The sequence below is a fragment of the Marinoscillum sp. 108 genome, from assembly GCF_902506655.1.
Lineage (GTDB): Bacteria > Bacteroidota > Bacteroidia > Cytophagales > Cyclobacteriaceae > Marinoscillum > Marinoscillum luteum.
In genome coordinates this window covers 1,977,266-2,001,316 of sequence record NZ_LR734808.1, presented here as the reverse complement: position 1 = coordinate 2,001,316, position 24,051 = coordinate 1,977,266, and the positions used below count along the sequence as shown (strand labels likewise).

At 47.2% G+C, this 24,051-nt stretch carries 12 protein-coding genes; all 12 read left to right on the top strand.

The window, feature by feature from the left end:
* Window positions 1-3 precede the first annotated feature (3 nt).
* The 12 genes from GV030_RS08225 to GV030_RS08170 all read left to right on the top strand — a co-directional run bounded on the left by GV030_RS08225 (window position 4) and on the right by GV030_RS08170 (window position 23,984).
* The gene (locus GV030_RS08225) at window positions 4-1,392 is read left to right on the top strand and encodes an MFS transporter (protein WP_159581639.1); all 1,389 of its coding nucleotides are present in this window, start codon (window positions 4-6) and stop codon (window positions 1,390-1,392) included.
* Window positions 1,379-4,423: a PQQ-dependent sugar dehydrogenase gene (locus tag GV030_RS08220; protein WP_159581637.1), complete on the top strand. Its 3,045-nt coding sequence runs from the start codon at window positions 1,379-1,381 to the stop codon at window positions 4,421-4,423. The genes GV030_RS08225 and GV030_RS08220 overlap by 14 nt, the downstream gene beginning before the upstream one ends.
* Window positions 4,420-5,457 (top strand): sugar phosphate isomerase/epimerase, encoded by a 1,038-nt coding sequence (locus tag GV030_RS08215; protein WP_159581635.1) that lies wholly within the window; start codon window positions 4,420-4,422, stop codon window positions 5,455-5,457. The genes GV030_RS08220 and GV030_RS08215 overlap by 4 nt, the downstream gene beginning before the upstream one ends.
* An 18-nt stretch (window positions 5,458-5,475) precedes the next feature.
* Complete coding sequence (locus GV030_RS08210) at window positions 5,476-6,645, top strand: AGE family epimerase/isomerase (RefSeq protein WP_159581633.1); 1,170 nt, start codon at window positions 5,476-5,478, stop codon at window positions 6,643-6,645.
* 259 nt (window positions 6,646-6,904) lie between these two features.
* The gene (locus tag GV030_RS08205) at window positions 6,905-8,065 is read left to right on the top strand and encodes a glycoside hydrolase family 26 protein (protein ID WP_159581631.1); all 1,161 of its coding nucleotides are present in this window, start codon (window positions 6,905-6,907) and stop codon (window positions 8,063-8,065) included.
* Between the two features lie 12 nt (window positions 8,066-8,077).
* Entirely contained in the window at window positions 8,078-9,973 is a 1,896-nt protein-coding gene (locus tag GV030_RS08200; protein ID WP_159581629.1) for a sialate O-acetylesterase, read from the top strand.
* 35 nt (window positions 9,974-10,008) lie between these two features.
* Window positions 10,009-11,211 carry a glycoside hydrolase family 27 protein gene (locus tag GV030_RS08195; protein ID WP_159581627.1) on the top strand — a complete coding sequence of 401 codons (1,203 nt, stop codon included), beginning with the start codon at window positions 10,009-10,011 and terminating at the stop codon, window positions 11,209-11,211.
* Window positions 11,212-11,295: 84 nt separating this feature from the next.
* Window positions 11,296-15,345, top strand: coding sequence for a two-component regulator propeller domain-containing protein (locus tag GV030_RS08190; protein WP_159581625.1), 4,050 nt, complete (start codon window positions 11,296-11,298; stop codon window positions 15,343-15,345).
* Between the two features lie 386 nt (window positions 15,346-15,731).
* Window positions 15,732-18,965 carry a TonB-dependent receptor gene (locus GV030_RS08185; protein WP_255465238.1) on the top strand — a complete coding sequence of 1,078 codons (3,234 nt, stop codon included), beginning with the start codon at window positions 15,732-15,734 and terminating at the stop codon, window positions 18,963-18,965.
* Between the two features lie 32 nt (window positions 18,966-18,997).
* Entirely contained in the window at window positions 18,998-20,671 is a 1,674-nt protein-coding gene (locus tag GV030_RS08180; protein WP_159581623.1) for a RagB/SusD family nutrient uptake outer membrane protein, read from the top strand.
* A gap of 25 nt (window positions 20,672-20,696) precedes the next feature.
* Window positions 20,697-21,929 carry a glycan-binding surface protein gene (locus GV030_RS08175; protein ID WP_159581621.1) on the top strand — a complete coding sequence of 411 codons (1,233 nt, stop codon included), beginning with the start codon at window positions 20,697-20,699 and terminating at the stop codon, window positions 21,927-21,929.
* Between the two features lie 24 nt (window positions 21,930-21,953).
* Complete coding sequence (locus GV030_RS08170; protein WP_159581619.1) at window positions 21,954-23,984, top strand: hypothetical protein; 2,031 nt, start codon at window positions 21,954-21,956, stop codon at window positions 23,982-23,984.
* The last annotated feature ends 67 nt before the right edge of the window (window positions 23,985-24,051 follow it).

The following is a 24,051-nucleotide window of genomic DNA, read 5'->3' as shown; positions in this document are numbered from 1 at the left end:
ATCATGAATGATCTGAACCAACCCATCCGGTTAAAGGAAAAAATTGCCTACAGCTTTGGGGATTTTGCTTCCTCCATGTTTTGGAAGCTTTTTTCCATGTTTTTGCTGTTCTTCTATACCGACGTTTTCGGAATATCTGCAGCGGCTGTGGGCACCATGTTTTTGGTTACCAGGGTATGGGATGCCCTCAATGACCCCATTATGGGGCTCATTTCTGACCGCACCAAGACCCGCTGGGGGAAGTTCAGACCTTATTTGCTTTTTGTCGCCATCCCGTTTGGGATTATTGGGGTGTTGACGTTTTCTACTCCAGATCTGTCTGCAGATGGTAAGCTCATCTACGCGTATGTCACCTATACGCTCATGATGATGGTGTACACTGCGGTCAATGTGCCCTATGGCTCACTGATGGCTGTCATGAGCAATGATGGTGTGGAGCGTACTTCATTGGCTTCCTGGCGGTTTATTGGAGCTTTCTCAGGTGGGTTGTTTGTGACTGCTACGGCCAATTCACTGGTAGAATACTTTAGCCAAAACAGTGACCAGGCTACGGGCTTTCAGTTTACCATCTCCATCTACGCGGTGGTGGCTGCGGTGTTGTTTATGCTCACCTTTCTGTGGACACGGGAGCGCTTGGCACCGCCAAAAGAGGAGAAGAACAGCCTGAAAGATGATTTGAAGGATCTGGGGAAAAACCTTCCCTGGTTCATCATGCTGGGCGCCAATATTTTCGTGTTGATTTTCAACTCCCTGCGCGATGGCTCCATTCTTTACTATTTCAAGTATTATGTGAAGGATCAAACCCTTGACTTTTTTGGTGCCTCCTATGAGGTCACCTCATCGGTGCTTTCATCAGCATACATGTCTATCTGGTTGGGCACCAATATTATTGGAGTACTCCTGGCTAAGCCCATGGCGGCCAGATTTGGCAAGAAAACCACCTTCAGCTATGCAGCCCTTATTTCAGCGGCATTCAGCTTTTTGTTCTTTTTTATACAACCCGATCAACTATTGCTTATTTTTATTCTGAATGTCTTTATTGGAATTTCTGCGGGCATAATCCTTCCGCTGGGATGGTCTATGTATGCCGATATTGCTGATTACTCAGAGTGGAAAACGGGACGAAGGGCCACAGGATTGGTCTTTTCTTCCTCTTCCATGTCACAGAAGTTTGGGTGGACCATCGGAGGGGCTATTTCTGGCTATTTATTGGCTGGTTTTGGTTTTGAACCCAATGTAGAGCAGACTACTGAAGCACTTTTAGGGATCAGACTCATGATCAGTGTGATCGCCGGATTGGGGGCGCTGATTTCGTTCGGCTTCATGAGAATGTATAAGCTGGACGAGAAGTTCATGCAAAAAGTAAAAATGGAGTTGAATGCTAATAGGTAAAAAGAGTCAAAAAGGGCTATCCCATTATTCTAACCTACTGTTAAGTGTCATCTGCTTAGGGGTCATTGGCAGTTGCCAAAGCAGGGAATCGCTGCTGGTGATACGGGCTCCCGACGCGTCAACCTTGCAGACAGAGGCATTTGATTCTGTGACGAATGTGGAGAAGCTGGATGAGAAAATACTGACTAAGGCGAGTCACTTATACCTGGGCACGCCAGTGACGGATCTGGGCTTCGACGAGCGCTCATACATCGAGCGCTACCTGGAAGCTGGCGGACTCGTGACCTTTAGTTGCAGGGATACCATCTACAACTGGGGACAGATCACAGGGTTTTTGGAAAGCAAAACAGCGCAAATTCAATGCGAAGAAAATCCTGCTTTGGGCATCTCATTTCCAGATTATTCCAGAGCAAAGACCAGGGTCAGGCCTGGGATGGATCGACTGGTGCGCGAGGTGCTGGTGGCACCCTTGCGGGAGCCCATGGCCCTGGTGGTGACGGAAAACTCCGTGGTGTATTGGATCGAGCGAAAGGGTACTATCAACAGGTATGATCCGGGTACCGGCCAGTCAGAAGAAATAGATAAGCTGGAGGTGTACACCGGGGAGGAGGATGGCCTGCTGGGTATGGTATTGGATCCCAATTATAAAGAAAACCACTGGGCGTATGTATTTTATTCGCCGCCTGGCGATGAGCCCAAGCAGCATGTTTCACGGTTTTGTTTCACTTCGGAAGGATTCGATAGGGATTCCGAGAAGGTCATTATAGAAATCCCCACTCAGCGGGATGAGTGCTGCCATTCGGCAGGTGACCTGGAGTTTGATCGTGAAGGAAATTTGTACATCGCTACAGGAGATAATACCTTCTCCCGAGCGTCAGATGGCTTTACTCCACTCGATGAACGACCTGGTCGCTCGGCTTTTGATTCGCAAAAGTCATCTTCCAATACGATGGATAAAAGAGGCAAAATCCTGAGAATCCACCCTGAGAAAGACGGTACGTACACCATTCCGGAGGGCAATTTGTTTCCCCAAGATACCACCGAAGGCCTGCCAGAGATTTACGTTATGGGGGCCAGAAATCCCTTTACAGTGGCGATCAATCAAGACAAAGGATGGCTCTACTGGGGAGATGTGGGCCCTGATGGTAACGTAACTTCTGAACGCGGGCCTACAGCTCATGACGAAATTAATTTTGCCACCCGGCCGGGCAATTATGGTTGGCCTTATTTCAATGCCAATAACCTGGCGTATGCCGATTATGATTTTGAAACTGGCGAATTGGGCCCACGGTTCGATCCATCTGCTCCCAGGAACACTTCTGTGAATAATACGGGCGCTGTGAATTTGCCTCCGGCGGTGCCTGCCATGGTGTATTATACTTTCGATGAGACAGCGCAGTTTCCCGGCGTGGGGAAAGGCTCACGATCTGTGGGAGTTGGCGAGGTGTATGATTATGACAATACCCGGAGACACGGGTATGAATTCCCAGAATATTTCCATCACAAACTTTTCGCATTCGACTGGGCGAGGGATTGGATCAAGGTGGTTTCGCAAGATAAAGAAGGCAATTTCCTGTCCATAGAGCCATTCCTGGATCAGACCACTTTAGCCTCGCCTATTGACATGGCTTTTGGCCCGGACGGAGCACTTTATGTGCTGGAGTATGGCATTGGCTATTTTACGGACAACCGCGACTCTAAGCTGATCAAGCTTCATTTTATCAATGGTAACCGTCCGCCGGTAGCCCGTATTGCGGAGACGGTGACCAATGGAGCATTGCCTTTAAAGCTGATGCTTTCTGCTAAAGAATCCTCTGATCCGGACGACCGGGCCCAGCTTGCGCACAGCTGGCAGGTTACCGGGCCTGAAAACTTTAGCCTGGAGGGAGATCTGAATGAGATCAACCTGACCAAAGCAGGAACTTATGAAGTACAGCTACTGACCAGAGATGAGCACGGTGCCACATCCACCGATCAGATGCAGGTGATTGCCGGCAATACCGCTCCGCAGGTGTCTATACAATTTGCTGATAATCAATCCTTCTACTGGCCAGGCCGGCCGGTGGTTTATGAGGTACTGGTGACAGACGTTGAGGATGGAATCCTCGGTGATGGGATTGCGCCCGACCGGGTGACGGTAGGGTTATCCAAATACAACGGAAGTGACAACAGGGCACCTGCAAGTCTGGCCGCATTGGATGCCGAAAACACCAAAGGGTTGGCTCCAGGGCTTCAGTTGATCCAGGCGAGTGATTGCAAGAGCTGTCATAAGCTAGACGAACAGTCCATTGGGCCAAGCTTTTATCAGATCGCAGAGAAATATGACCAGGATTACATTGCCATAGAGCTTCTGGCAAAGAAGATCATCAATGGAGGAAGTGGCGTATGGGGCGATGGTATGATGATCGGCCACCCGGACTTTAGCATGGCAGCTGCCAAACAGATCGTGGACTATATCTTTTCAGTCAATGATCCGGTGGAGGATGAATTTGAGTCTATTGGTGTGAAAGGGAGATTGAGCACTACGGGCATGACTGACGAACACCTTCGTATTTCTGCTTCTTATACAGATGATGGAAATCCCGGAGTGGATAAGCTTACAGGCACCATAGAAAAAACACTGTCCATACCTGTGCTACAGGCGGAGCAGGCAGATGAGCTGATTGATCTATCCATTGTGGGGCCTGTAGAGAATGGAGATGCCCGATTTGTGGTGAATAGTGGTAGCAATCCCACTATGGTTTATCGTGGCGTAGATCTTACCAACATCAGTAGCTTATCCGTGGCTTATTTCTTCTCAGAGGCTAACGAAACCGTGGCTCCTGTTGAAATAGCTCTGTACCTGGATACCCCCGATGGCCCATTGGCCGGCAAGGTGGGTTTGAACCCGGTCCAGTCCGGTAGAGAAGCAAGAATGGAGTTGAATACCAGCGGGACTTACGATTTATACTTTATATTGAAATCCTCCGAAGGTGCGTACCAACTCGGAATAAACGAAATCAAATTTTCCATAAACCCATCAAAAGAATGAAATCCAATCGACGAAATGTAATTAAAACCCTAGGTGCAGCCAGCACCGGACTTGCCTTATTTGGAGGTGCTAATCTTGTATCTGCTTGTGGCCCTGGTAAAAAGGAGCAGTCAGCCGAGGCGTCTTCAGAAGAAAAAGCGGCAGCGCTATTTTTCAATATCTCATTGGCCCAGTGGTCTTTACATAAATCATTTTTTGGTGAAGGACTGAGCTCATGGGAAAATTTCGGAAAGCTATGGGATGAACATCCCGACAAAGTTTTGCAGGGGGTACTCAATCCCGTTGATTTCCCCACAATTGCCAAAAGGGATTTCGGGATCAATGCGGTGGAGTATGTGAATGTCTTCTATTACTCAAAGAAGAATGACCTTCAATTCTGGAAGGATTTGAGAAAGCAATGTGACGATCAAGGGGTGAAAAGTTTAATGATCATGTGTGACCGGGAAGGCAATCTGGGCGATACTGATGAAGCGGCACGAACCCAGGCGGTGGAAAATCACTATGGTTGGGTGGATGCCGCGAAGACCCTCGGATGTCACTCCATTCGCGTGAATGCAGCTGGCAATGGTACTGCCGAAGAAGTGAAAGCGGCTGCCATAGACGGGCTGGGCAGACTGACGGCCTATGGTCAGGATAACGGAATTAATGTGATCGTGGAGAATCACGGTGGTTATTCGTCCGATGGTCAATGGCTCAGTAGCGTGATTGCGGAAGTGGCCAGCGATTATTGTGGTACCCTTCCTGATTTTGGCAACTTCTGTGTAGAAGGTGGACATGGCAACTGCATCAGAGAGTATGACCGCTATCAGGGTGTGAAAGAACTTATGCCGTTTGCCAAAGGTGTGAGTGCCAAGTCTCATGACTTTGATCAGGAAGGCAATGAGACCCATACTGATTATGAGCGCATGATGAAAATTGTGAAGGATGCCGGGTTTACAGGCTACGTGGGTGTGGAATATGAAGGGAACGTATTGTCCGAGGCAGACGGCATCAAAGCCACCAAAAAATTGCTTGAAAAGGTAGGTAGGGTCTGAAGGAAGTGATAGAGAAGAATGATTGTAAAAAGCGAACTCTATAAAGTCCTGAATGAAAATGTTCTGGATTTTTGGCAGAGCAGGATGGTGGATGAGGAGTGGGGAGGATTTTATGGGCGCATTGACGGCCATGACCAGCTCCACCCAAAGGCGGATAAGGCCATCATTCTCAACACGCGAATCTTGTGGACCTTTTCTGCGGCTTATCAGGTCACTCAAAACAGCGAGCATAAAAAGGTTGCTGACAGGGCATATCAGTACATCGTAGAGCATTTTATGGATCCAGAGTTCGGAGGGGTCTATTGGACGCTGGATCATACAGGGCATGTTTCCAATGATAAAAAGCAGGTGTATGCCCAGGCGTTTGCGATTTATGCCTTTAGTGAATACCATAAAATAGCTCCACAAGGTCAGGCTTTGGAGCACGCTGTGACCTTGTTTAACCTATTGGAAACCCACAGTCTGGATAAACAGGACAACGGATATTTTGAAGCTTTCGATCGCCAGTGGGGGGTACTGTCTGACGTTCGCCTGAGTGACAAGGACATGAATGCTACCAAGACCATGAATACGCATCTGCATGTGTTGGAAGCCTATACCAATCTGCTGATGGTGTGGGAGCATGAACCTTTGAAAAAAGCCCTTCAGAACCTGGTGGAGTTAATGTCCACAAAGTTTATTTCGGACACCAATCATTTCCATTTATTCTTCAATGATCAATGGGAGCTACAATCGCACGAAGTATCCTTTGGTCATGACATAGAAGGGAGCTGGCTCTTGTGTGAGGCAGCTGAGGTGCATCAGGATTCGGGTCTTATTTCCTCTACCAGGGCGTTGGCGCTGAAGATGACTGACGCATCTTTGGAGGGCATGGACGATGATGGTGGTCTGATGAATGAAGCTGGCCCGGAGGGGTTGACAGATACGGACAAGCATTGGTGGCCACAGGCGGAGGCATTGGTGGGTTTGATCAATGCCTGGCAGATCAGTGGAGAAGAGCGTTATCTCAGGGAAGCTGAGAAAACCTGGAGTTTCATCAAAACCAGGCTCATTGATCCAAAAGGCGAGTGGCACTGGAGAGTGACCAGGACCGGGCAGGTGGTTTTGGATGAAGACAAAGCGGGCCCCTGGAAATGCCCCTACCACAATGGTCGCGCACTGCTGGAACTGTACGAGCGCTTGCCCTGAAAGGAGCTTTGGGCATCGGTTATTTTGCTTTCACGGTGTGGTCAGCGTATCAAAAGGCTTTAATAGAGGGATCAAATGTTCATAAATTATAAAGCGCAATTGTTATTGATAATATTAGCATAGTTGATACGATAGTATCCTCTTCATACTTACCTTTTAAAAGAAGAGCCATTCGATGGCTCTTTTTTTTGAAACTTCATATGAAAGCGGAGCATTGGATCATTCATTTTGAAATATTTTCAGTGACTATTAACCAGCGATGAACTACAAAAAGCGCATTTCATACCTATCTTTTCTATTGCTTGGGTTATCATTATCTGCCCAGACGCCTATTGATCAAAAGGCCACCAAAAAAACGCGAAACCTACTTACCAATTTGCATGCGATTTCCTCACAAGGCTTCATGTTTGGTCATCAGGATGATCAGGCCTATGGAGTGGGCTGGAAGGCCGAGGAGGGACGTTCGGATGTGAAGGAAACCGCTGGAAGCTTCCCGGCGGTGCATGGCTGGGATGTGGGAAGCCGTCTGGATCGCGAAAGCAACCTGGATGACATCCGTTTCAGTAATATGAAGACATGGATAAAGAAGGCTTACAAAATGGGTACGATCAATACCCTTTCCTGGCATCTGGACAACCTGACTACTGGTACTAACAGTTGGGATAAAACCCCGTCGGTGGCGGATATTTTGCCGGGAGGATCCAAACATGCCGAATTTGTAGAGCAACTGGATTTGCTGGCCGAGATGCTCGAGGGCATGCGAACTACATTCACACGAATTCCCATCGTATTCAGACCCTGGCATGAGCATAATGGAGACTGGTTTTGGTGGGGAAAAGGCAACTGCACTGAAGCAGAGTACATAGCGCTTTTTCAGTTTACAGTTGATTACCTCAAAAATGAAAAGAACATCCATCACTTGCTTTATGCCTTTTCACCAGACAGGAGCCGCCTGCGGTTAGATACCATTCCTGAGCAGAATTACCTGTATGGGTATCCTGGTGATGAGTATGTAGACATCATTGGCATAGATAACTATGGAGATGTAGGCCGCATTGGTGGCCCGAATACCCCGGAGCAGCAGGAAAATTTCATTCAGAGCCTCAAACTAATTACTAAAATAGCCCGGGAAAAAGGAAAAGTGGCAGCCTTGACAGAGACGGGCCTGGAGGGTGTGACTAAGCCCGATTGGTTTACGGAGATTATTCTGAACCCCATCAAAGCCAACGACCAGGAAATAGACATTGCATGGGTGCTGGTATGGCGCAATGCCAACACCACACACCATTACGCTCCCTATGCCGGGCACCCCAGTGTACCGGACTTTCAGAAGTTTGACGAAGACCCTTTGACTTACTTTGAGAAAGACATGAATAACCCTTACAAGCGAGGAAAAGCCCTAAAGAGTAGTGATAAGTAATAGCTTACAGCCATGATCAGATTGTTCAGACCTTTAACCATCGTAATTTTTATGCTTGTGATGCCCTCATGGGCTGAGGCTCAGCTTGTGCTACCTCAGGTCTTCGGGGATCATATGGTGCTCCAGCGCGATCAAAATGTTAGATTTTGGGGATGGGCAGCACCTAATGAGCAGATATCTGTAGAGGTTGATGGATTTGCCGTGACTACCAAAACAAGTCCGGAAGGCAAATGGGAGGTTCTTTACCCTTCTCATGTAGCAGGAGGGCCCTATACCGTAGCGGTGAAGGCATCCACTCGGATAGAGCTGACAGATGTGTGGTTTGGTGATGTGTGGGTGGCTGGTGGCCAGTCCAATATGGAGTGGAAGCTAGGGGGAAAGATTAATAACTGGGAAGCTGAGATCGCGGATAGTGACTATCCTCAGATCAGATTTTTTGATGTACCCAGAGAACTGGCTTTATCACCTCAGGATAATATCAGTGGAGGAGAGTGGAGAGTCGCGGGCCCGAAAACCGCTGCAGATATTTCCGCTGTAGGATGGTTCTTTGCCAAGAGTAATCACCTGGAGAAAGGTGTACCCGTGGGGCTGATCCAGAGCAACTGGGGCGGCACTCCTGCTGAGGCCTGGACCTCAGCCGAGCGCTTATTGGAAGTGCCCGGGTATGAAAAGACAGCAGCCGAAATGCTGGATGCTACTATAGATTGGGAAGCACTGAAGAAGGCCAATGATGATAGAGAAAAGCTTAAATGGGAGTTGATTGGGGATGAAACCTCTTTCATGTCTTTGGGAGCTCATTTGGTGGAGTATGATGATTCAGCGTGGAAGACGGTCTCATTGCCCAACAAGGAGCCTATTATGGATTTTGTGTGGGTGAGAAAGCATGTCAATTTGAAGTCTGCCAAGGGAGTGCGGCTCTATATGGGTGAGATTACCCAGCTGTGTTCGGTTTTTATGAATGGACAATTGGTATCAAAAGAAAGCTGGCAGGACAGCACAGGGATAGTGGAGATATCTCCGGATATTGCCCGAAAGGGAGATAATGTGATTGCCATTCGTGCCAGCAACAGTTGGGATAACAGGGTGTGGATCGGTCGATCTGGAGAGATGTGGCTGGAGGCATCTGGTAAGAAGCAGAGCCTTGAGGGAGAATGGAAGTACTCTAATACCCTTGAACCGGCCATGCCGAAAGTGGAGCGGTTCAACTGGAAGCCGGGAGTGTTGTATAATGGCATGATTCAGCCAATAGCGGGCTATGGCATTCGCGGAGCTATATGGTACCAGGGGGAAAGCAATGCTGATAAACCCCACCTTTACAATGAGCTCTTTGAGGCCATGATCGAAGACTGGAGGATTCGCTGGCGTCAGGGCAATTTTCCTTTCCTCTTTGTTCAGTTAGCCAATTTTATGGAAAGAAAAGATCTGCCACAGGAGAGTCAGTGGGCCGAACTTCGCGAAGCTCAGACTCAGGCACTACAGTTGCCCAATACCGGAATGGCTACCATCATAGATATTGGGGAGGCCAATGACATTCACCCCAGAAACAAGCAGGATGTTGGTAGGAGACTATGGGCTGCGGCGCGCAAAGTGGTTTTCAATGAGGAGGTTGTTTTTTCAGGGCCATCTTTTAGTTCACAGGAAATACAGGGAGACCGCATCATTCTCAGTTTCGATCAGGTGGGTAGTGGTTTGATGACCACTTCTGGGGATCCTGTGGGTTTCGCTATAGCGGGTGCCGACAAGCAGTTTGTCTGGGCAGAAGCCAAAATAGAAGGCGACCAGGTGGTGGTCTGGAATGATCAGATTGCCAACCCTGAGTATGTCAGATATGCCTGGGCGGACAATCCTGCCTGTAATCTGTACAACAAGGAAGGCTTACCTGCGGTGCCTTTTAGAACAGATCAATAAGTGTCATTAGATCAACCAGCAATTTTCAAGAGACCATGAAAACTACCTTGTCAATAATATTTACCCTGAGCGTGTTTCTGGCAGGTGCCCAGAAGTTTGACGGACTGGCGCTTACTCCTCCTATGGGGTGGAACAGTTGGAATAAATTTTCTTGTGATGTGACCGAAAGTCTCATCAGGGAGACCGCAGATGCCATGGTGGCGAGTGGACTCAAAGATGCTGGTTATGAATACATCGTGATCGATGACTGCTGGCATGGTGAACGGGATAGCCTTGGGTTCATCCAGCCCGATCCGGTCAGGTTTCCTTCCGGTATAAAGGCGCTTGCAGACTACATACATTCTAAAGGCCTGAAGTTTGGGATCTACTCGGATGCCGGATGGCAAACGTGTGGTGGTCGGCCCGGCAGCAGGGGGCGTGAGTATCAGGATGCACAGCGGTACGCCAGCTGGGGTGTGGATTATCTGAAATATGACTGGTGTAATACAGAAGGACTCAAAGCTGAGGGCGCTTATCTGACCATGAGAGATGCCCTGTATGAAGCAGGAAGGCCGATAGTACTGAGTATATGTGAGTGGGGAGACAATCAGCCCTGGGAGTGGGCTGGGCCCATTGGTCACCTGTGGCGCACTACCGGAGATATCTACAACTGCTTCGACTGTGAATATAACCACGGTACATGGTCCAGCTGGGGAGTGCTTCAGATCCTGGATATGAGAAAGGACATTAGAAAGTATGCGGGGCCAGACCATTGGAATGATCCGGATATGATGGAGATAGGCAATGGAATGACCGTGAATGAAGATCGTGCGCACTTTTCGCTCTGGGCCATGATGGCTGCACCGCTCATAGCCGGTAACGACCTTCGGAATATGTCCCCGGAGACCATCGCTATCCTCACGAATAAGGAAGTGATAGCGATCGATCAGGATACTCTGGGAATTCAGGCATTTAAGCACATTGATGATGAAAATTTTGAAGTGTGGGTGAAGCCTCTGGCAAAAGGAGACCTGGCAGTTTGTTTCTTGAACCGAGCTGTGGAGCCATTGGACCTTAATTTTGATTGGAAATCAAATCCAATGAAAGATCCTGATTTTGACTATACCTTTGATTTTACCCGAAACACTTATGACTTATTGAATGTATGGTCCGGGAAGCAGCAGGGGACCACTAAAAAAGTACTCAAAGCGAGTATTCCTGGCCATGATGTGCTCATGTTTAGGCTCTCTGCAAACTAGGCCTCTCGTCTAAATTGTAAGGATACTTTCAATGCAAATGATTATATTGAGTACCAACCCCATTGCCAACCCAAAATGACGAAAATGCGCAACATTAAACTTTTGTTGGTGCTCTTCTGGCTGGTGTTTACACAAGTCAGCTTTGGACAATTCTCACAGATTCGTTTCGAAAAGCTGGATACCCGAGATGGGTTGTCGCATAATCGTGTCACTTCCATTTACAAAGATCAGCTGGGCTTCATGTGGTTTGGCACCCGTTCTGGTCTCAATAGGTATGATGGCAATAGCATTAAAGTCATTGAGCATGAAGATGATAACTCATTCTCCTTAAGTGATCAAAATATCGTCTGGATCAAAGAAGGCCCGGAAGGATATCTTTGGATCAAATCTGATTACGGAGTTTTTGCTTACGATATCTACAAGGAAAGCTATGTAGATATCCGGCCGCTGCTGGCTGAGCTAGACATCAATCATTACAACCTGAGCGTCATGGTAAAGGATGGATTGGGCAACTTCTGGTTTGTGATTGATAACATCGGGGTGAAAAAATACCTGAGTGACACCAAAGAGATTTATCACTACGGAGGTGCGTACCGGGATGTATCCTCTGTACAACCCGACAATAAGGGCAATATGGCCCTCGTGCATTTGGATGGTGAAATAGAACTGGCAGATGTGTCTGATTTGCGAAACAGCAGCTTTATGCGTTATCCCGAGCACATCGCGAATATTCAGGGACTGACGGTCTTCATTGACAAGGATGGAGATTATTGGTTTTACAGCTCGGCATACTCTTTTGGGGTTTGCTATTACCGCCCATCGGTAGGCACCTGTATTCATTTAGATAATAAAGATCTTGGATCTAACCTCGTCACAGGTATCATTCAGGACGAATCTGAGCGCATTATCATCGGAGCGGATCATGGCGGGCTCACCATGATCTCCAAAGCTGATTGGAAGTTGCAGAGCTTTAGCAACAACCCTTCGGATCCCAGGTCACTCAGTCACAACAGCATCATTGCGCTCTATCAGGACCGTACTGGTCTCGTGTGGATAGGTACCAACAAGGGAGGAGTCAACTACTTTTCGCCTAAGTCAGTGTCATTTAATTTCTATAAACAAACGGATAATCAAACGCCCAATGCCAATGACATCTGGCCCCTGGTAGAGGATGACGAGGGTAATCTCTGGATAGGCACAGATGGAGGTGGGTTGGTTCACTTTGACCTGAGAAAAGGGGAGTTTACCAATTACAGACACAAAGAGAATGATCCAAAAAGTATCAGCTCAGACATTGTAGTCAGCATGGCACCGGGCGCTAATGGGGGGCTCTGGTTGGGGACTTACTTTGGAGGGTTGAATTATTTCGATGGTAAGAAATTCAAGGCCTATTATCACAACCCTGAAGATTCCAACTCCATTAGTGATAACAGCATTTGGAACCTGCTCCTCGATTCCAGAGGGTTGATCTGGGTAGGAACGCTCAAAGGTGGTGTAGATGTGTACGATGCGGATTTTAACAAAATTCACCATTTTGGGCTGGACAATCAGGGGATACACTCAAACTATGTGACCTCACTGTGTGAAGATAAGGATGGGAATATCTGGATAGGGACAGGCTATGGAATAGAGGCCTATAACTATGCAGATGGCACCATGACTCACTTGCTCAAGGAGGAGGGAAATGACCGCTCTTTGGTGAATAACTCCATTTTGGATATCTACTGCGATCATGAAAATAGTATTTGGGTAGGTACCATGTATGGTTTGAGCCGGTTCAACAGGGCGACGAACGATTTTGACTCCTTTGTGAAGGAAGATGGGTTGCCGGAAAACATCGTTACCTCGGTCATGGAAGATTTGGATGGCAACATCTGGCTGGGTACTTATACGGGACTGTCCAAACTTCATTTTGAAAACGAGGCGCCAATTTTCGAGAATTTTGATATTTCTGACGGACTTCAGGGTGATATGTTCAACGAGCGGTCTGCCCTCAGACTCAAAAATGGCCATTTGGCTTTTGGTGGTAAAAACGGGCTAAACGTGTTTGATCCGGAAGCCATCAAAGTGACCAACGAGGAAAACAAACTCGTCTTTCTGGATTTTTACCTGTCCAACAGGCTCATTAAGCCCGGAGATGAATATAACGGAAGAAAGTGGTTTGAACGAGGTATTAATAACGTAGAAAAACTCGTGCTGGAGCCCTCCGAAAATTCTTTTACGCTGGAGTTTACCTCCCTCAATTTTTACCAACAGGAAAATACCGTGTACAAGTATCGGTTGGTGGGTTTTGATCAGGACTGGATACAGCGGGCCAATGTACACCGTGCCAATTATACGAACCTGGATCCGGGAAACTATCGTTTTGAGGTAATGGCCTCTGACAGGACGCATCAATGGAGCGATGAGCCCATAGCCATCGATATCGTGATTCTGACCCCTTTTTGGAAGACTCCTCTGGCCAATTTGATCTATGTTCTCTTTGTTCTCCTGGTACTCTTCCTTACACGCAGGGCGATCATTCAGAAGGAGCGTTTTCGTGCCAAGGTCACACAGGATCAGATGGAAGCCACGCGCCTCCATGAGTTGGATATGATGAAGATCAAATTCTTCACCAACATCAGCCATGAGTTTCGCACGCCACTCACCCTCATCCTCACTCCAATCGAGCGCATGCTGAAGAAAAGCACAGATCCACAGGATCAAAAGCACTTTCAGTTGATTTTCAGGAATGCCAAAAGGTTGTTAACACTGGTCAATCAGTTGCTGGATTTCAGAAAGATGGAGGCCAATCAGCACAGAATCTCATTGGCTACCGGAGATGTGATTGATTTTACAAATAGCATTGTAGAGTCGTTTTCTGACCTTTCGGCTGACCGCCGTGTTCGGCTGGATTTTGAAAGCAACCTATCGGAGTTCCTGACTTTGTTTGATCGGGACAAGATGGAAAAGATCATGTTTAACCTCCTTTCAAATGCCTTTAAGTTTACTCATACGGGAGGTAGGGTAGTGGTGAAAGTCAGTGACATTGCTTACAGGGAAGACATTCACACCATTCGTTTTAGTGTGACCGACGATGGTATTGGTATACCCAAAGAGCGTCAGGGAGATATATTCAACAGGTTTTTCCAGGTGGACAACAAGCATACAGCAAATCTCAACCATGGAAGCGGTATTGGTTTGTCCATTACCAAGGAGTTTGTGGAAATGCACGGTGGAAACATCTGGGTAGAAAGCGAAATGGAAAAAGGCAGCTCGTTCATTTTTGAACTCCCCATGAAAAAGCTGTCCGGTGACTACAAAGTTCAGGATGTGGTGGATGATTTCATGGAAGAGTCAGTGCCGCTGCCACACGAAGCCTCAAAGGCAACCATCCTTTTGGCCGATGACAATGATGATTTTAGGTTTTACCTGAAAGATAACCTGGAAAGACTCTACAACATCTATGAGGCACCCAATGGCAAGGCAGCCTGGAAGAAGATCCTGAATTTTCAGCCTGATTTGGTGGTGTCTGATATCATGATGCCTGAGATCAATGGAATAGAACTTTGTAAGAAGATCAAAGGTGATCCACGCACGGGGCACATTCCCGTGATCTTGCTGACAGCCCATTACTCTGACGATCAAAAGCTGGAGGGGTTTGAAGCCGGAGCCATCGAATACATTACCAAGCCCTTCAATTTCGAAATACTGGTACAAAGCATTCGCTCAGCGGTGCAGCTTCAAAAACTCATTTTTGCTTCGGAACATCGTATAGAAGCCAAGCCTCGTGAGATCGAGATTACCTCTCTGGACGAGCAGTTTATCATGAAGGCGATGGAGCTGGTAGAGGTCAATATTTCCAACTCGGATTTCTCCGTACAGGAGCTTAGCCGGGAACTGGCGGTGAGCAGGGGTCAGCTTTATAAAAAGACACTCGAACTGACCGGGAAAACCCCGATAGAGTTTATCCGCTCCATCAGGATCAAACGAGCTGCCGCCCTTTTAGAGCGGAGCCAGCTCAATGTGGCGGAAGTGGCTTATAAAGTTGGGTTCAATAACCCCAAGTATTTCACCAAGTACTTCAAGATGGAGTATAAAATGCTTCCATCGAAGTATGCAGCTCAGGCCACTGCCCAAAAGGGCGAAAAGTAGCCCTAATATCAACATTTCATACCCCTTCGGACAGCTTTGGCAGTATTTCGACCTAATAGCTATTGATTTTTCAATGAGCAAGCGTTTTCAGTAACGAATTTTCTTTTTTTTGCCCCTTAGTTGTAGAATATCCCAATTCACCGCCGCGCTATTCCTTCGAATAATACAATTGAGAATGTCCGTTTCAAGCCTTAAAAGGGCTTTTAGGTACTCAAAATTACACTTTTACATTTTGATACCCTTTTGTAAGCAAATGATGCACCTAAGGGAGTTTGCTAACGCTTAATATTGATTATTCGATAAAAGTCGAATACACGAAGTATGCTTTTTTGAAGTGTTAACAACTAAATGGTAATGAATTTTGATTTTTTTAAAATGTCAATTTTATGAGAAAGGTTTACAGTAGAAGTGAAATGATTCAAAGTTCTATTAAGCGATTAATGGGAGTTTGTTTCATGACTTTCCTTACCCTCTCGCTGAGTGTAACCACAGCATTCGGTCAGGAAAGAACAATCTCCGGAGTGATTACTTCGGGAGAAGATGGCAGCACTCTTCCGGGGGTGACAGTCTTAGTGAAAGGTACAACAAACGGAACCATCACAGATATTGATGGCAACTACAAGATTAGTGTCCCGGAGGACGCTACCCTCGTGGTTTCTTTTGTTGGTTTTAAGACACAGGAATTCCCTGTCGGAACCAGGTCGAGTATTGATGTGACTTTGGACATAGACATCTCCACTTTGGAAGAAGTAGTGGTGGTAGGCTATGGTACTCAAAAGAAGAGTGACCTGACCGGAGCTGTAGCTTCTATTTCAGGAGACAAACTCAGAGGTACGGTGGTCACCAACATGGACCAGGCACTTCAGGGTAGAATCGCCGGAGTACAGGTGAACCAAAACTCGGGTGCTCCAGGTGGAGCCGTTTCTATTCGTATACGTGGTACCAGTTCGGTGAGTGGAGGCAATGAGCCTCTGTACGTAATCGATGGTATTCCTATCGATGGCGGTGGTCCTACCATCACTGGTTTCGACTGGTCAGGTGGAGCCAATGGTCAAAATAAGGTGAATCCTTTGGCCGCTATCAACCCCAATGACATTGTAAGTATAGAAGTGTTGAAAGATGCTTCGGCCACTGCCATCTACGGTTCACGAGCAGCCAATGGAGTGGTGATGGTAACTACCCGAAGAGGGAAGTCCGGAGAAGCCATGATCACCTATGATGGTTATTATGCTTTTCAGTCATTGCCTAAAAAGGTAGACATGATGAATTTGCGTGAATACGCTGAATTTCAGAATTCGGTGAGCACCGAGATTGACGGAATCAATGTGAATGAAAGATTCCTGGATCCATCCATATTGGGAGAAGGTACAGACTGGCAGGAAGAGGTGTTTGAGGTAGCGCCAATGCAGAGTCATCAGATGTCGTTTGCTGGTGGTAATGACGCCTTTACTTATGCCTTGTCAGGAGGATATTTTTCTCAGGATGGAATCATCATCGGCTCAGGATTCGAAAGAGTTTCTATGCGATTGAATGTAGATGCCAAAGTCAACGAGTGGGCTAAGGTGGGAACAAGTATTTCTTATGCCGATATTGATGAGGTCATCACCCTGAATGACGGTGGAGATGGTGTAATCGCCCAGTCATTGGTGATGTCTCCTGCAGTACCTGTTCGGGATTTGGATGGCAATTTTGCGGGACCTACTGCTAACTCAGCAGAAATAGGCGCCAACCCGGTGGCATTGGCTTTGATGAGAAATAACACGCTTGAAAGAGAGCAACTGTATGCCAACTTCTTCGCGGACCTGCAATTGATGAAAGGTCTTAAATTTAGAACAGAGTACGGTATCAGCAAAAACCACTCATTGAACAGAGCTTTTCATCCTACCTATCAGTGGGGGGTACTTTCCAATGATGTGAACAGCCTTAACCAATCGGAGAGCACTGGAGATTTCTGGCTGGTGAAAAACTATTTCACTTACACCCTGCAGTCTGGAATTCACGATTTCACCGCACTGCTCGGACAGGAAGCTCAGAAAAGTACCTACAGAGGTTCAAGTTTTCAGAAGACAGGTTTTGTAGATGAGAACATTACTACTCCTAACCAGGGACAAAACTCTGCCAACCCAATTGGCGGTTATCAGGGAGCGAATACCTTGTCTTCATACTATACGAGACTGAACTACATATTGTCTGATAAATACCTCTTCACCGTGACAGGTCGTTATGATGGATCATCGAGGTTCGGACCTAATAATAAATATGGATTCTTCCCATCTGCTTCATTTGCGTGGAGAGTGATGAACGAAGAGTTTATGCCTAAATCCAAGGTGCTTTCAGATTTGAAATTGCGTTTGGGATATGGTGAGGTAGGAAACCAGAGCATTGCCAACTATGCTTACGGCTCAGGTCTAACCACAGAAAATACCTGGATAGGTACTGGTAGTAGAAACTCAAGGTTTGCTAACCCCGATGTGAAATGGGAAGCGTCAAGACAAATGAACCTTGGAGTGGACCTTTCATTATGGGCAGGCCGTATCGACCTGACCGTGGATGCATACAACAGACAGTCGAGAGATCTTTTGCTGGAATTGACTTCCATTCCTGCTTCTATCAGAGGAGATATAGGGGCTCCCTATTACAATGTGGGCCAGATGGAAAACAAAGGAATCGAGATTTCTTTGAACACCAGAAACATAGAGGCGAACAAGTTCTCATGGACAACAGATATCGCTTATACAATGAACAGAAACAAGGTACTGAACATCGATCAGCCATATACTCAGAACCTTTACTGGTATGCCGGCTTCCAGACAGTGACGCGCACAACGTCAGGTAACCCTATCGGATCGTTCTACGGATATCAGACAGATGGAATCTTTACAGATGCTGAGGACATCAGAAACTCCCCTACACAGGTGGATGATCAGTCCATAGAGGGCAATCAAAACCTCATTCATCAGCGTGATGGAGTATGGATAGGAGATCAGAAGTTCAAAGACTTGAACGGAGACGGTGTGATCGATGTAAACGACCAGACCAGCATCGGAAACCCTAACCCTAAGTTTACTGGAGGTATCAACAACACATTCTCTTATGCGGGGCTCACCCTGAATGTATACTTCACAGGTTCTTATGGTGGTAAAATCCTGAACTTCCAGCGTGTGAGAAACGAAGGAATGTCAAGTCTCAACAACAACCAGGCGGCTACAGTGGTGAACAGAGCTCGTGTAGAGTTCATCAATCCTGATGATCCTGATGCTGACATGACAAACCCTGATGACATCAGACTGGCCAATCCGGGAACAGATATCCCGAGATTTTCTCCTACAGACAACAACACCAACGACCGTATGTCTGACAGGTGGATCGAAGATGGATCTTACTTGCGTCTTCAGAACGTAAGCTTGTCTTACCAGCTGCCAAAAGGTATGTTGAACAAAGTGAAAGTAAGCTCAATGCGTGTGTATGTAAATGCTCAGAACCTTTACACATTCACCAACTACACAGGACTTGATCCTGAGATCGGTGCTTTCAACCAAAATGCACTGTTGCAGAATGTGGACATGGGAAGATACCCATCTCCAAGAGTGGTCACATTGGGAACCAGCATTACTTTCTAAGCTGAGATTTTAGAATCTAAAAGTATTCAAAAATGAAAAGAGCAATTAAATTTTATATAGCCACGGTACTCATATTCGCTATGAGCTCATGTGGTGAGCAATTTCTGGAAGTACTTCCGGAGGACAACCCTGTTCTGGATGGGTTTTATCAGAACAAGGAGCAAATCAGAACGGTGACAGCCACACTTTACGGTCGGCCATGGTTCAATTTCAACGATAAGTTTTCATGGGCGGCTGGCGATGGCTTGTCTGGAGACATGTATCAGGATTATCAGGATGAAGGACAGTTTTTCTTCTTCACTTTTACTCCTGCCAATAGTATTGTTTCCAACTCATGGGCGAGTCTTTACTCTATCATAGCACGTACCAATGTGATTTTGGCAGATATGCCAAGGATAGCTGGCGGATACGGGGTGCCTGAAGCAGACATCAATGCAGGTCTGGCAGAGGCCAGATTCTTCCGAGGAATGGCCTACTACTTCCTGGCTGAATATTGGGGTGATGTTCCGATCGTGGAAGATCCTGCTTCGATCATCGCAGGAGGTGACTATAAGCTGCCCAGAAACACCTATAAGAGTGTGCTTCAGTATACAGCCAACGATTTCGCGTATGCAGCAGAACACCTGCCCACATCAGATAGCCCTGGAAGAGTAACCTCTTGGAGTGCCAAAGGGATGTTGGCCAAAGTAAAACTGACTCAGGCGTCTGACCTTTCAGATCCTAACTCATCAGCCAACTTTGCAGAAGCAGCAGCACTAGCCAAGGATGTGATCCAAAATAGTGACTATGCCCTGATGGCGAACTACGAAGACCTCTTCAAGCCAGAGAACGACAACAATTCTGAGTCATTGTTTGCATTGCAGTGGATTTCAGGCGCGTGGGGTACTGGTAACAGTCGTCAGGCGGTATTTGCCCGTAGCAGTATCATCACTGGCAACAGTGAGGCCTGGGGTGGTGGCAAATCCATGACGTATGACTATGTAAGAGCCATGGATGCCAATGATGGTAATTTGGATAGCGTGATTTTGGATAAAAGACAGCCATGGATATTTATGTCCGTTGGCGATTTCTATCCGGACATGAACACAGATGAAGGTGGCTACCTCTACGAAATTGTGAGTAGAGATGAGGATGGCAATCAGCTGGAATACAAATCTCCTGTGTGCAACAACATCAAGAAGTATGTGGTAGGAAGCCAGGATGATATCGGAGCGAGTGTGATCAATCAGGCATCCCCACTGAACCAGTACATGCTGAGAATGGCAGATGTTTACCTGATTTTCGCAGAAGCTACTCTGGGAGCAGCCGGAAGCACCACCAATAGTGAAGCACTTGGCTATTTCAACGAGATCAGAGCTCGTGCGGGCTTGAATCCAAGGACTTCCATTTCTTTCTTGGACATTCTCACAGAGAGAAGAATGGAGTTTGGAGCGGAAGGAATCAACTGGTTCGACGTGAAACGCTTCTACAGAAGATCACCCTCAGAGGCACTTGATTATCTGAATGATCAGGAAAGAGCTTATAGGGTAGAGGCCATAGATGGCGCTACACAGGCTGATGAAAACAACCCTGCATTTTATGAGGTGGTGGAGCCAGACAGCCCTGTGGTCATCTCTGCTGCTGACATGGAGTTGCCAGTTCCCGAAAATGAAGTGGTGGCCAACCCTAGATTGTCAGAGGAGCCTGTAGAGTGGATTTTTGAATAATTCTTGTATTAAAGCGAATTGCAAAATGAAAATTTTAGATAAAAAAATATTCACATTCTTGATTCCGGTGATTTTGCTGGGATTGATGACCGTGACTTCATGTGAAGACAGTGAAGGCGGAGAGCCGGTGATTCACTACGTGAGGGTGACCAATCCGGAAAGCTCAGATTCTCTTTTGGTAGGAGCTTTTCTTGGAGACCTGGTGGCCATTATGGGTGAAAACCTGGGCGGTACCAGAGAGGTGTGGTTCAATGACCTGGAAGCAGTCGTCATTCCTACCTACGTGACCAACAAAAGTATCCTTGTCAACCTGCCAAGCAGGGCGCCTTCTGAGGTGACCAATGACTTGAGGTTGGTTTTTTCTAATGGATCTACTTTGTCTCACAAGTTTGTGGTGGAAATTTCTGAGCCTATGCCTGTGGCCATGGTTAGCGAGTATGCTTCCGTAGGAGCTACCACTGTGATCACTGGGGACTTCTTTTTTGAGCCAATGACTGTGACTTTCACAGGCGGGGCTGAAGCCGTAGTGGAGGTAGTAGATCAGAATACCCTGGAGGTAACCATACCTGAGGGTGCTGCACCGGGTCCGTTGACCATCCAAACAAACTTTGGGACTACTGAGACCAGTTTTCATTACAGAGATCAGCGAAACATCTTCCTGAACTACGACGATCTGAACGCAGATGGTAGCTGGAGACCAGGTTTGTATGTGACGGACGATCACAGTCTGGATGGTAACTACCTGAAGTTGAGCGGTACCTATAGCGCCGATGCCCCTCGTGAGGAGGGACCATTGGGTGACAATCACTATGAATCCCAGTTTTGGGGTCAGGGAAATGGCCGTCCTGAGGGCAGTCTTATCCCTGGAGAACCTGAAAACTATGCGCTGAAATTTGAAGCGAAGATCATCACCTGGGATGCCTCTTATTTGAACATCTGCTTTGCGCCATGGAACAATGGGGGTAACAATGAGATCTGGAGCAACGACCTCAACCCAAGAGCGGTCTGGGGACCATGGGAATCAGCCGGTGGTGCTGTAGACTCTGGAGGTGAGTGGGTTACTGTGACCATTCCGATCACTGAATTCAAATACAACATGAATACCAACGACAGTGGTGATGTGGTGTACACAGAGTCTGCTAACAAGTTCAATATGGACAACACAGGCAGTTTGAGTTTCTGGATGCTTGGAGCACCTTCGGCGGACAACTCTCCCTTTGAAATCTATATCGACAATGTGCGGATAGTAGAGCTTTAGGATTCTTAAATAACTATTACAGATATGAAATTGATAAAATATATAAATAGTCTGAACATACTGTCGCTAGCGCTGGTATGCATCCTGGGCGCAAGTGGTTTGCTGATGTCCTGCGAAGAGGAGGATACCATGGGCAGTGAAGTGGTGCTACTGAGCTACGGACCGTCCGGAGTTAGGCATGGGGATACCATTAAATTCATTGGTCTGAATCTGGACAAAGTGTCGGCCATCGTGCTGCAGCCGGAGATAGAAATCACAGATTTCCTGACCAAATCTTCTACTTTGATTGAGATTACCGTTCCTAAGGCAGCGCAAGCTGGTTTGGTAACACTCAAAACTAAAGACGGAGATATTGAGACCAAATCACCTCTGAGCTTTGAGGTACCGGTGACGATTACTTCTATTACTGCTGAGGCACGGCCTGGATCCACCATTACGGTGACCGGTGATCTGCTAAACTGGGTAGAGAGCGTTACTTTCAAGGATGGCTTATTGGTAGAGGAGTTTGTGAGTCAGTCACTGACCGAGTTGGTGGTGGAAGTGCCCATGGAGGCTCAGACCGGCTTCCTGATCTTTAGTTCAGGAGGTACAGATCCATTGACTTTTGCTTCTGAGAATGAATTGGTCGTGACCCTGCCTGCAGTGACTTCATTGAGTCCTACAGCAGTGAGACACACAGAGAACCTGACCATCAATGGTACGGATTTGGACCTGGTGACTTCTATTGGTTTTGGTGGAGATCTTACCGTCACCAAAGACAACTTTGTGAGCCAGGCGGCGAGTAAGATTGTGGTGGCAGTACCTGCCATGACTTTGAAAGGAACACTCACCTTGAATCAATTATCACCAGTAAGTGTAGTGACCTCTCAGTCGCTGACCATCGTATTGCCTATAGGTACAGCAGCAGCTCCGGCTGTGGCAGTGCCAGGTGTAGACAATCTGACCATCACTGGTACCGATCTTGATTTGGTGGCTCAGCTGTCTCTGCCATCGGTAGACCCTATTGCTGCGGCTAATTTCGTGAGCCACAGCCCCACTGAAATCGTACTGAGTGTGCCGGAGGGGACCAAGTCTGGGGGTATTACCTATACCACCATTCATGGCTATTCGGCTAATCTGGGTGTGAATGTGGTAGTGCCTGGAGCTGGTCCGGCCCCATTGGGTCTTACCTTGTATGATGATGAGGTATTCTTCGGAGGAGGAGACTGGAGCTGGAATACTGATGTGTCTGACAATGCCAGTACTGAGCAATTCTATTCTGGAAGTAAATCCTGGAAGTATAGCACAGCCAGCGATGGTGGGGTGTCTGCCGGAGGTATGTCTGGTGTAGATGCCACAGGAATGAACGTATTTGCCTTCTCGATATACGGTGGTCCGGGTACAGATGGAGCTTCATTGGCGGCCATTCTTGGATCTGATGGAGCAGATGTATGGGGCAACTATAATTCTGTTACCATTTCCGAAGGTGAGTGGACTGAGTTTGAAATTGATTTGGCCAACTATCCGGATGTCAATCTGGCGAATGTCACCAGATGGATCTTCAAAGTAGAAGGCGTGACCGGTACTACCATTTATGTGGATCGTGTCGGCTTTGACCTGGGAGGCCCCAAACCTTTAGCTATAGATATGTTTGACGAGAGTGTCAACTTTGGTGGTGGAGACTGGAGCTGGAATACAGATGTTTCGGATAATGCCAATACTGAGCAAGCCTATGCTGGTAGTGTTTCCTGGAAGTTCTCTACAGCCAGTGATGGCGGAGTTTCTGCCGGAGGTATGACCGGTGTGGATGCTAGCGGTATGAGTGTGCTTTCGTTTGCCATTTATGGAGGCCCTGGTACCAACGGAGCATCAGTTGCTGCCATTTTGGGCTCGGACGGATCAGATGTTTGGGGTAACTATAACGCGGTGACTATCACGGAAGGCGCCTGGACGGAGTTCAATTTGGACCTATCTAACTATCCTGATGTGAACCTCGCCAATGTGACCAGATGGATTTTCAAAGTAGAAGGTGTGACCGGCACCACCATCTATGTGGATCGGGTAGGCTTCAATTAAATTAATTATGAGCTCACACCGGAGACAGCCTCCGGTGTGGCTCTTTCATTCCGGTATTACCGGCAAG

What these genes read in the sequence shown, in the direction of transcription:
- GV030_RS08175 (WP_159581621.1), top strand. Translation starts at nt 20,697, where the DNA reads ATGAAAATTTTAGATAAAAAAATATTCACATTCTTGATTCCGGTGATT.
- GV030_RS08170 (WP_159581619.1), top strand. Translation starts at nt 21,954, where the DNA reads ATGAAATTGATAAAATATATAAATAGTCTGAACATACTGTCGCTAGCG.
- GV030_RS08195 (WP_159581627.1), top strand. Translation starts at nt 10,009, where the DNA reads ATGAAAACTACCTTGTCAATAATATTTACCCTGAGCGTGTTTCTGGCA.
- GV030_RS08205 (WP_159581631.1), top strand. Translation starts at nt 6,905, where the DNA reads ATGAACTACAAAAAGCGCATTTCATACCTATCTTTTCTATTGCTTGGG.
- GV030_RS08215 (WP_159581635.1), top strand. Translation starts at nt 4,420, where the DNA reads ATGAAATCCAATCGACGAAATGTAATTAAAACCCTAGGTGCAGCCAGC.
- GV030_RS08180 (WP_159581623.1), top strand. Translation starts at nt 18,998, where the DNA reads ATGAAAAGAGCAATTAAATTTTATATAGCCACGGTACTCATATTCGCT.
- GV030_RS08225 (WP_159581639.1), top strand. Translation starts at nt 4, where the DNA reads ATGAATGATCTGAACCAACCCATCCGGTTAAAGGAAAAAATTGCCTAC.
- GV030_RS08220 (WP_159581637.1), top strand. Translation starts at nt 1,379, where the DNA reads ATGCTAATAGGTAAAAAGAGTCAAAAAGGGCTATCCCATTATTCTAAC.
- GV030_RS08210 (WP_159581633.1), top strand. Translation starts at nt 5,476, where the DNA reads ATGATTGTAAAAAGCGAACTCTATAAAGTCCTGAATGAAAATGTTCTG.
- GV030_RS08190 (WP_159581625.1), top strand. Translation starts at nt 11,296, where the DNA reads ATGCGCAACATTAAACTTTTGTTGGTGCTCTTCTGGCTGGTGTTTACA.
- GV030_RS08185 (WP_255465238.1), top strand. Translation starts at nt 15,732, where the DNA reads ATGAGAAAGGTTTACAGTAGAAGTGAAATGATTCAAAGTTCTATTAAG.
- GV030_RS08200 (WP_159581629.1), top strand. Translation starts at nt 8,078, where the DNA reads ATGATCAGATTGTTCAGACCTTTAACCATCGTAATTTTTATGCTTGTG.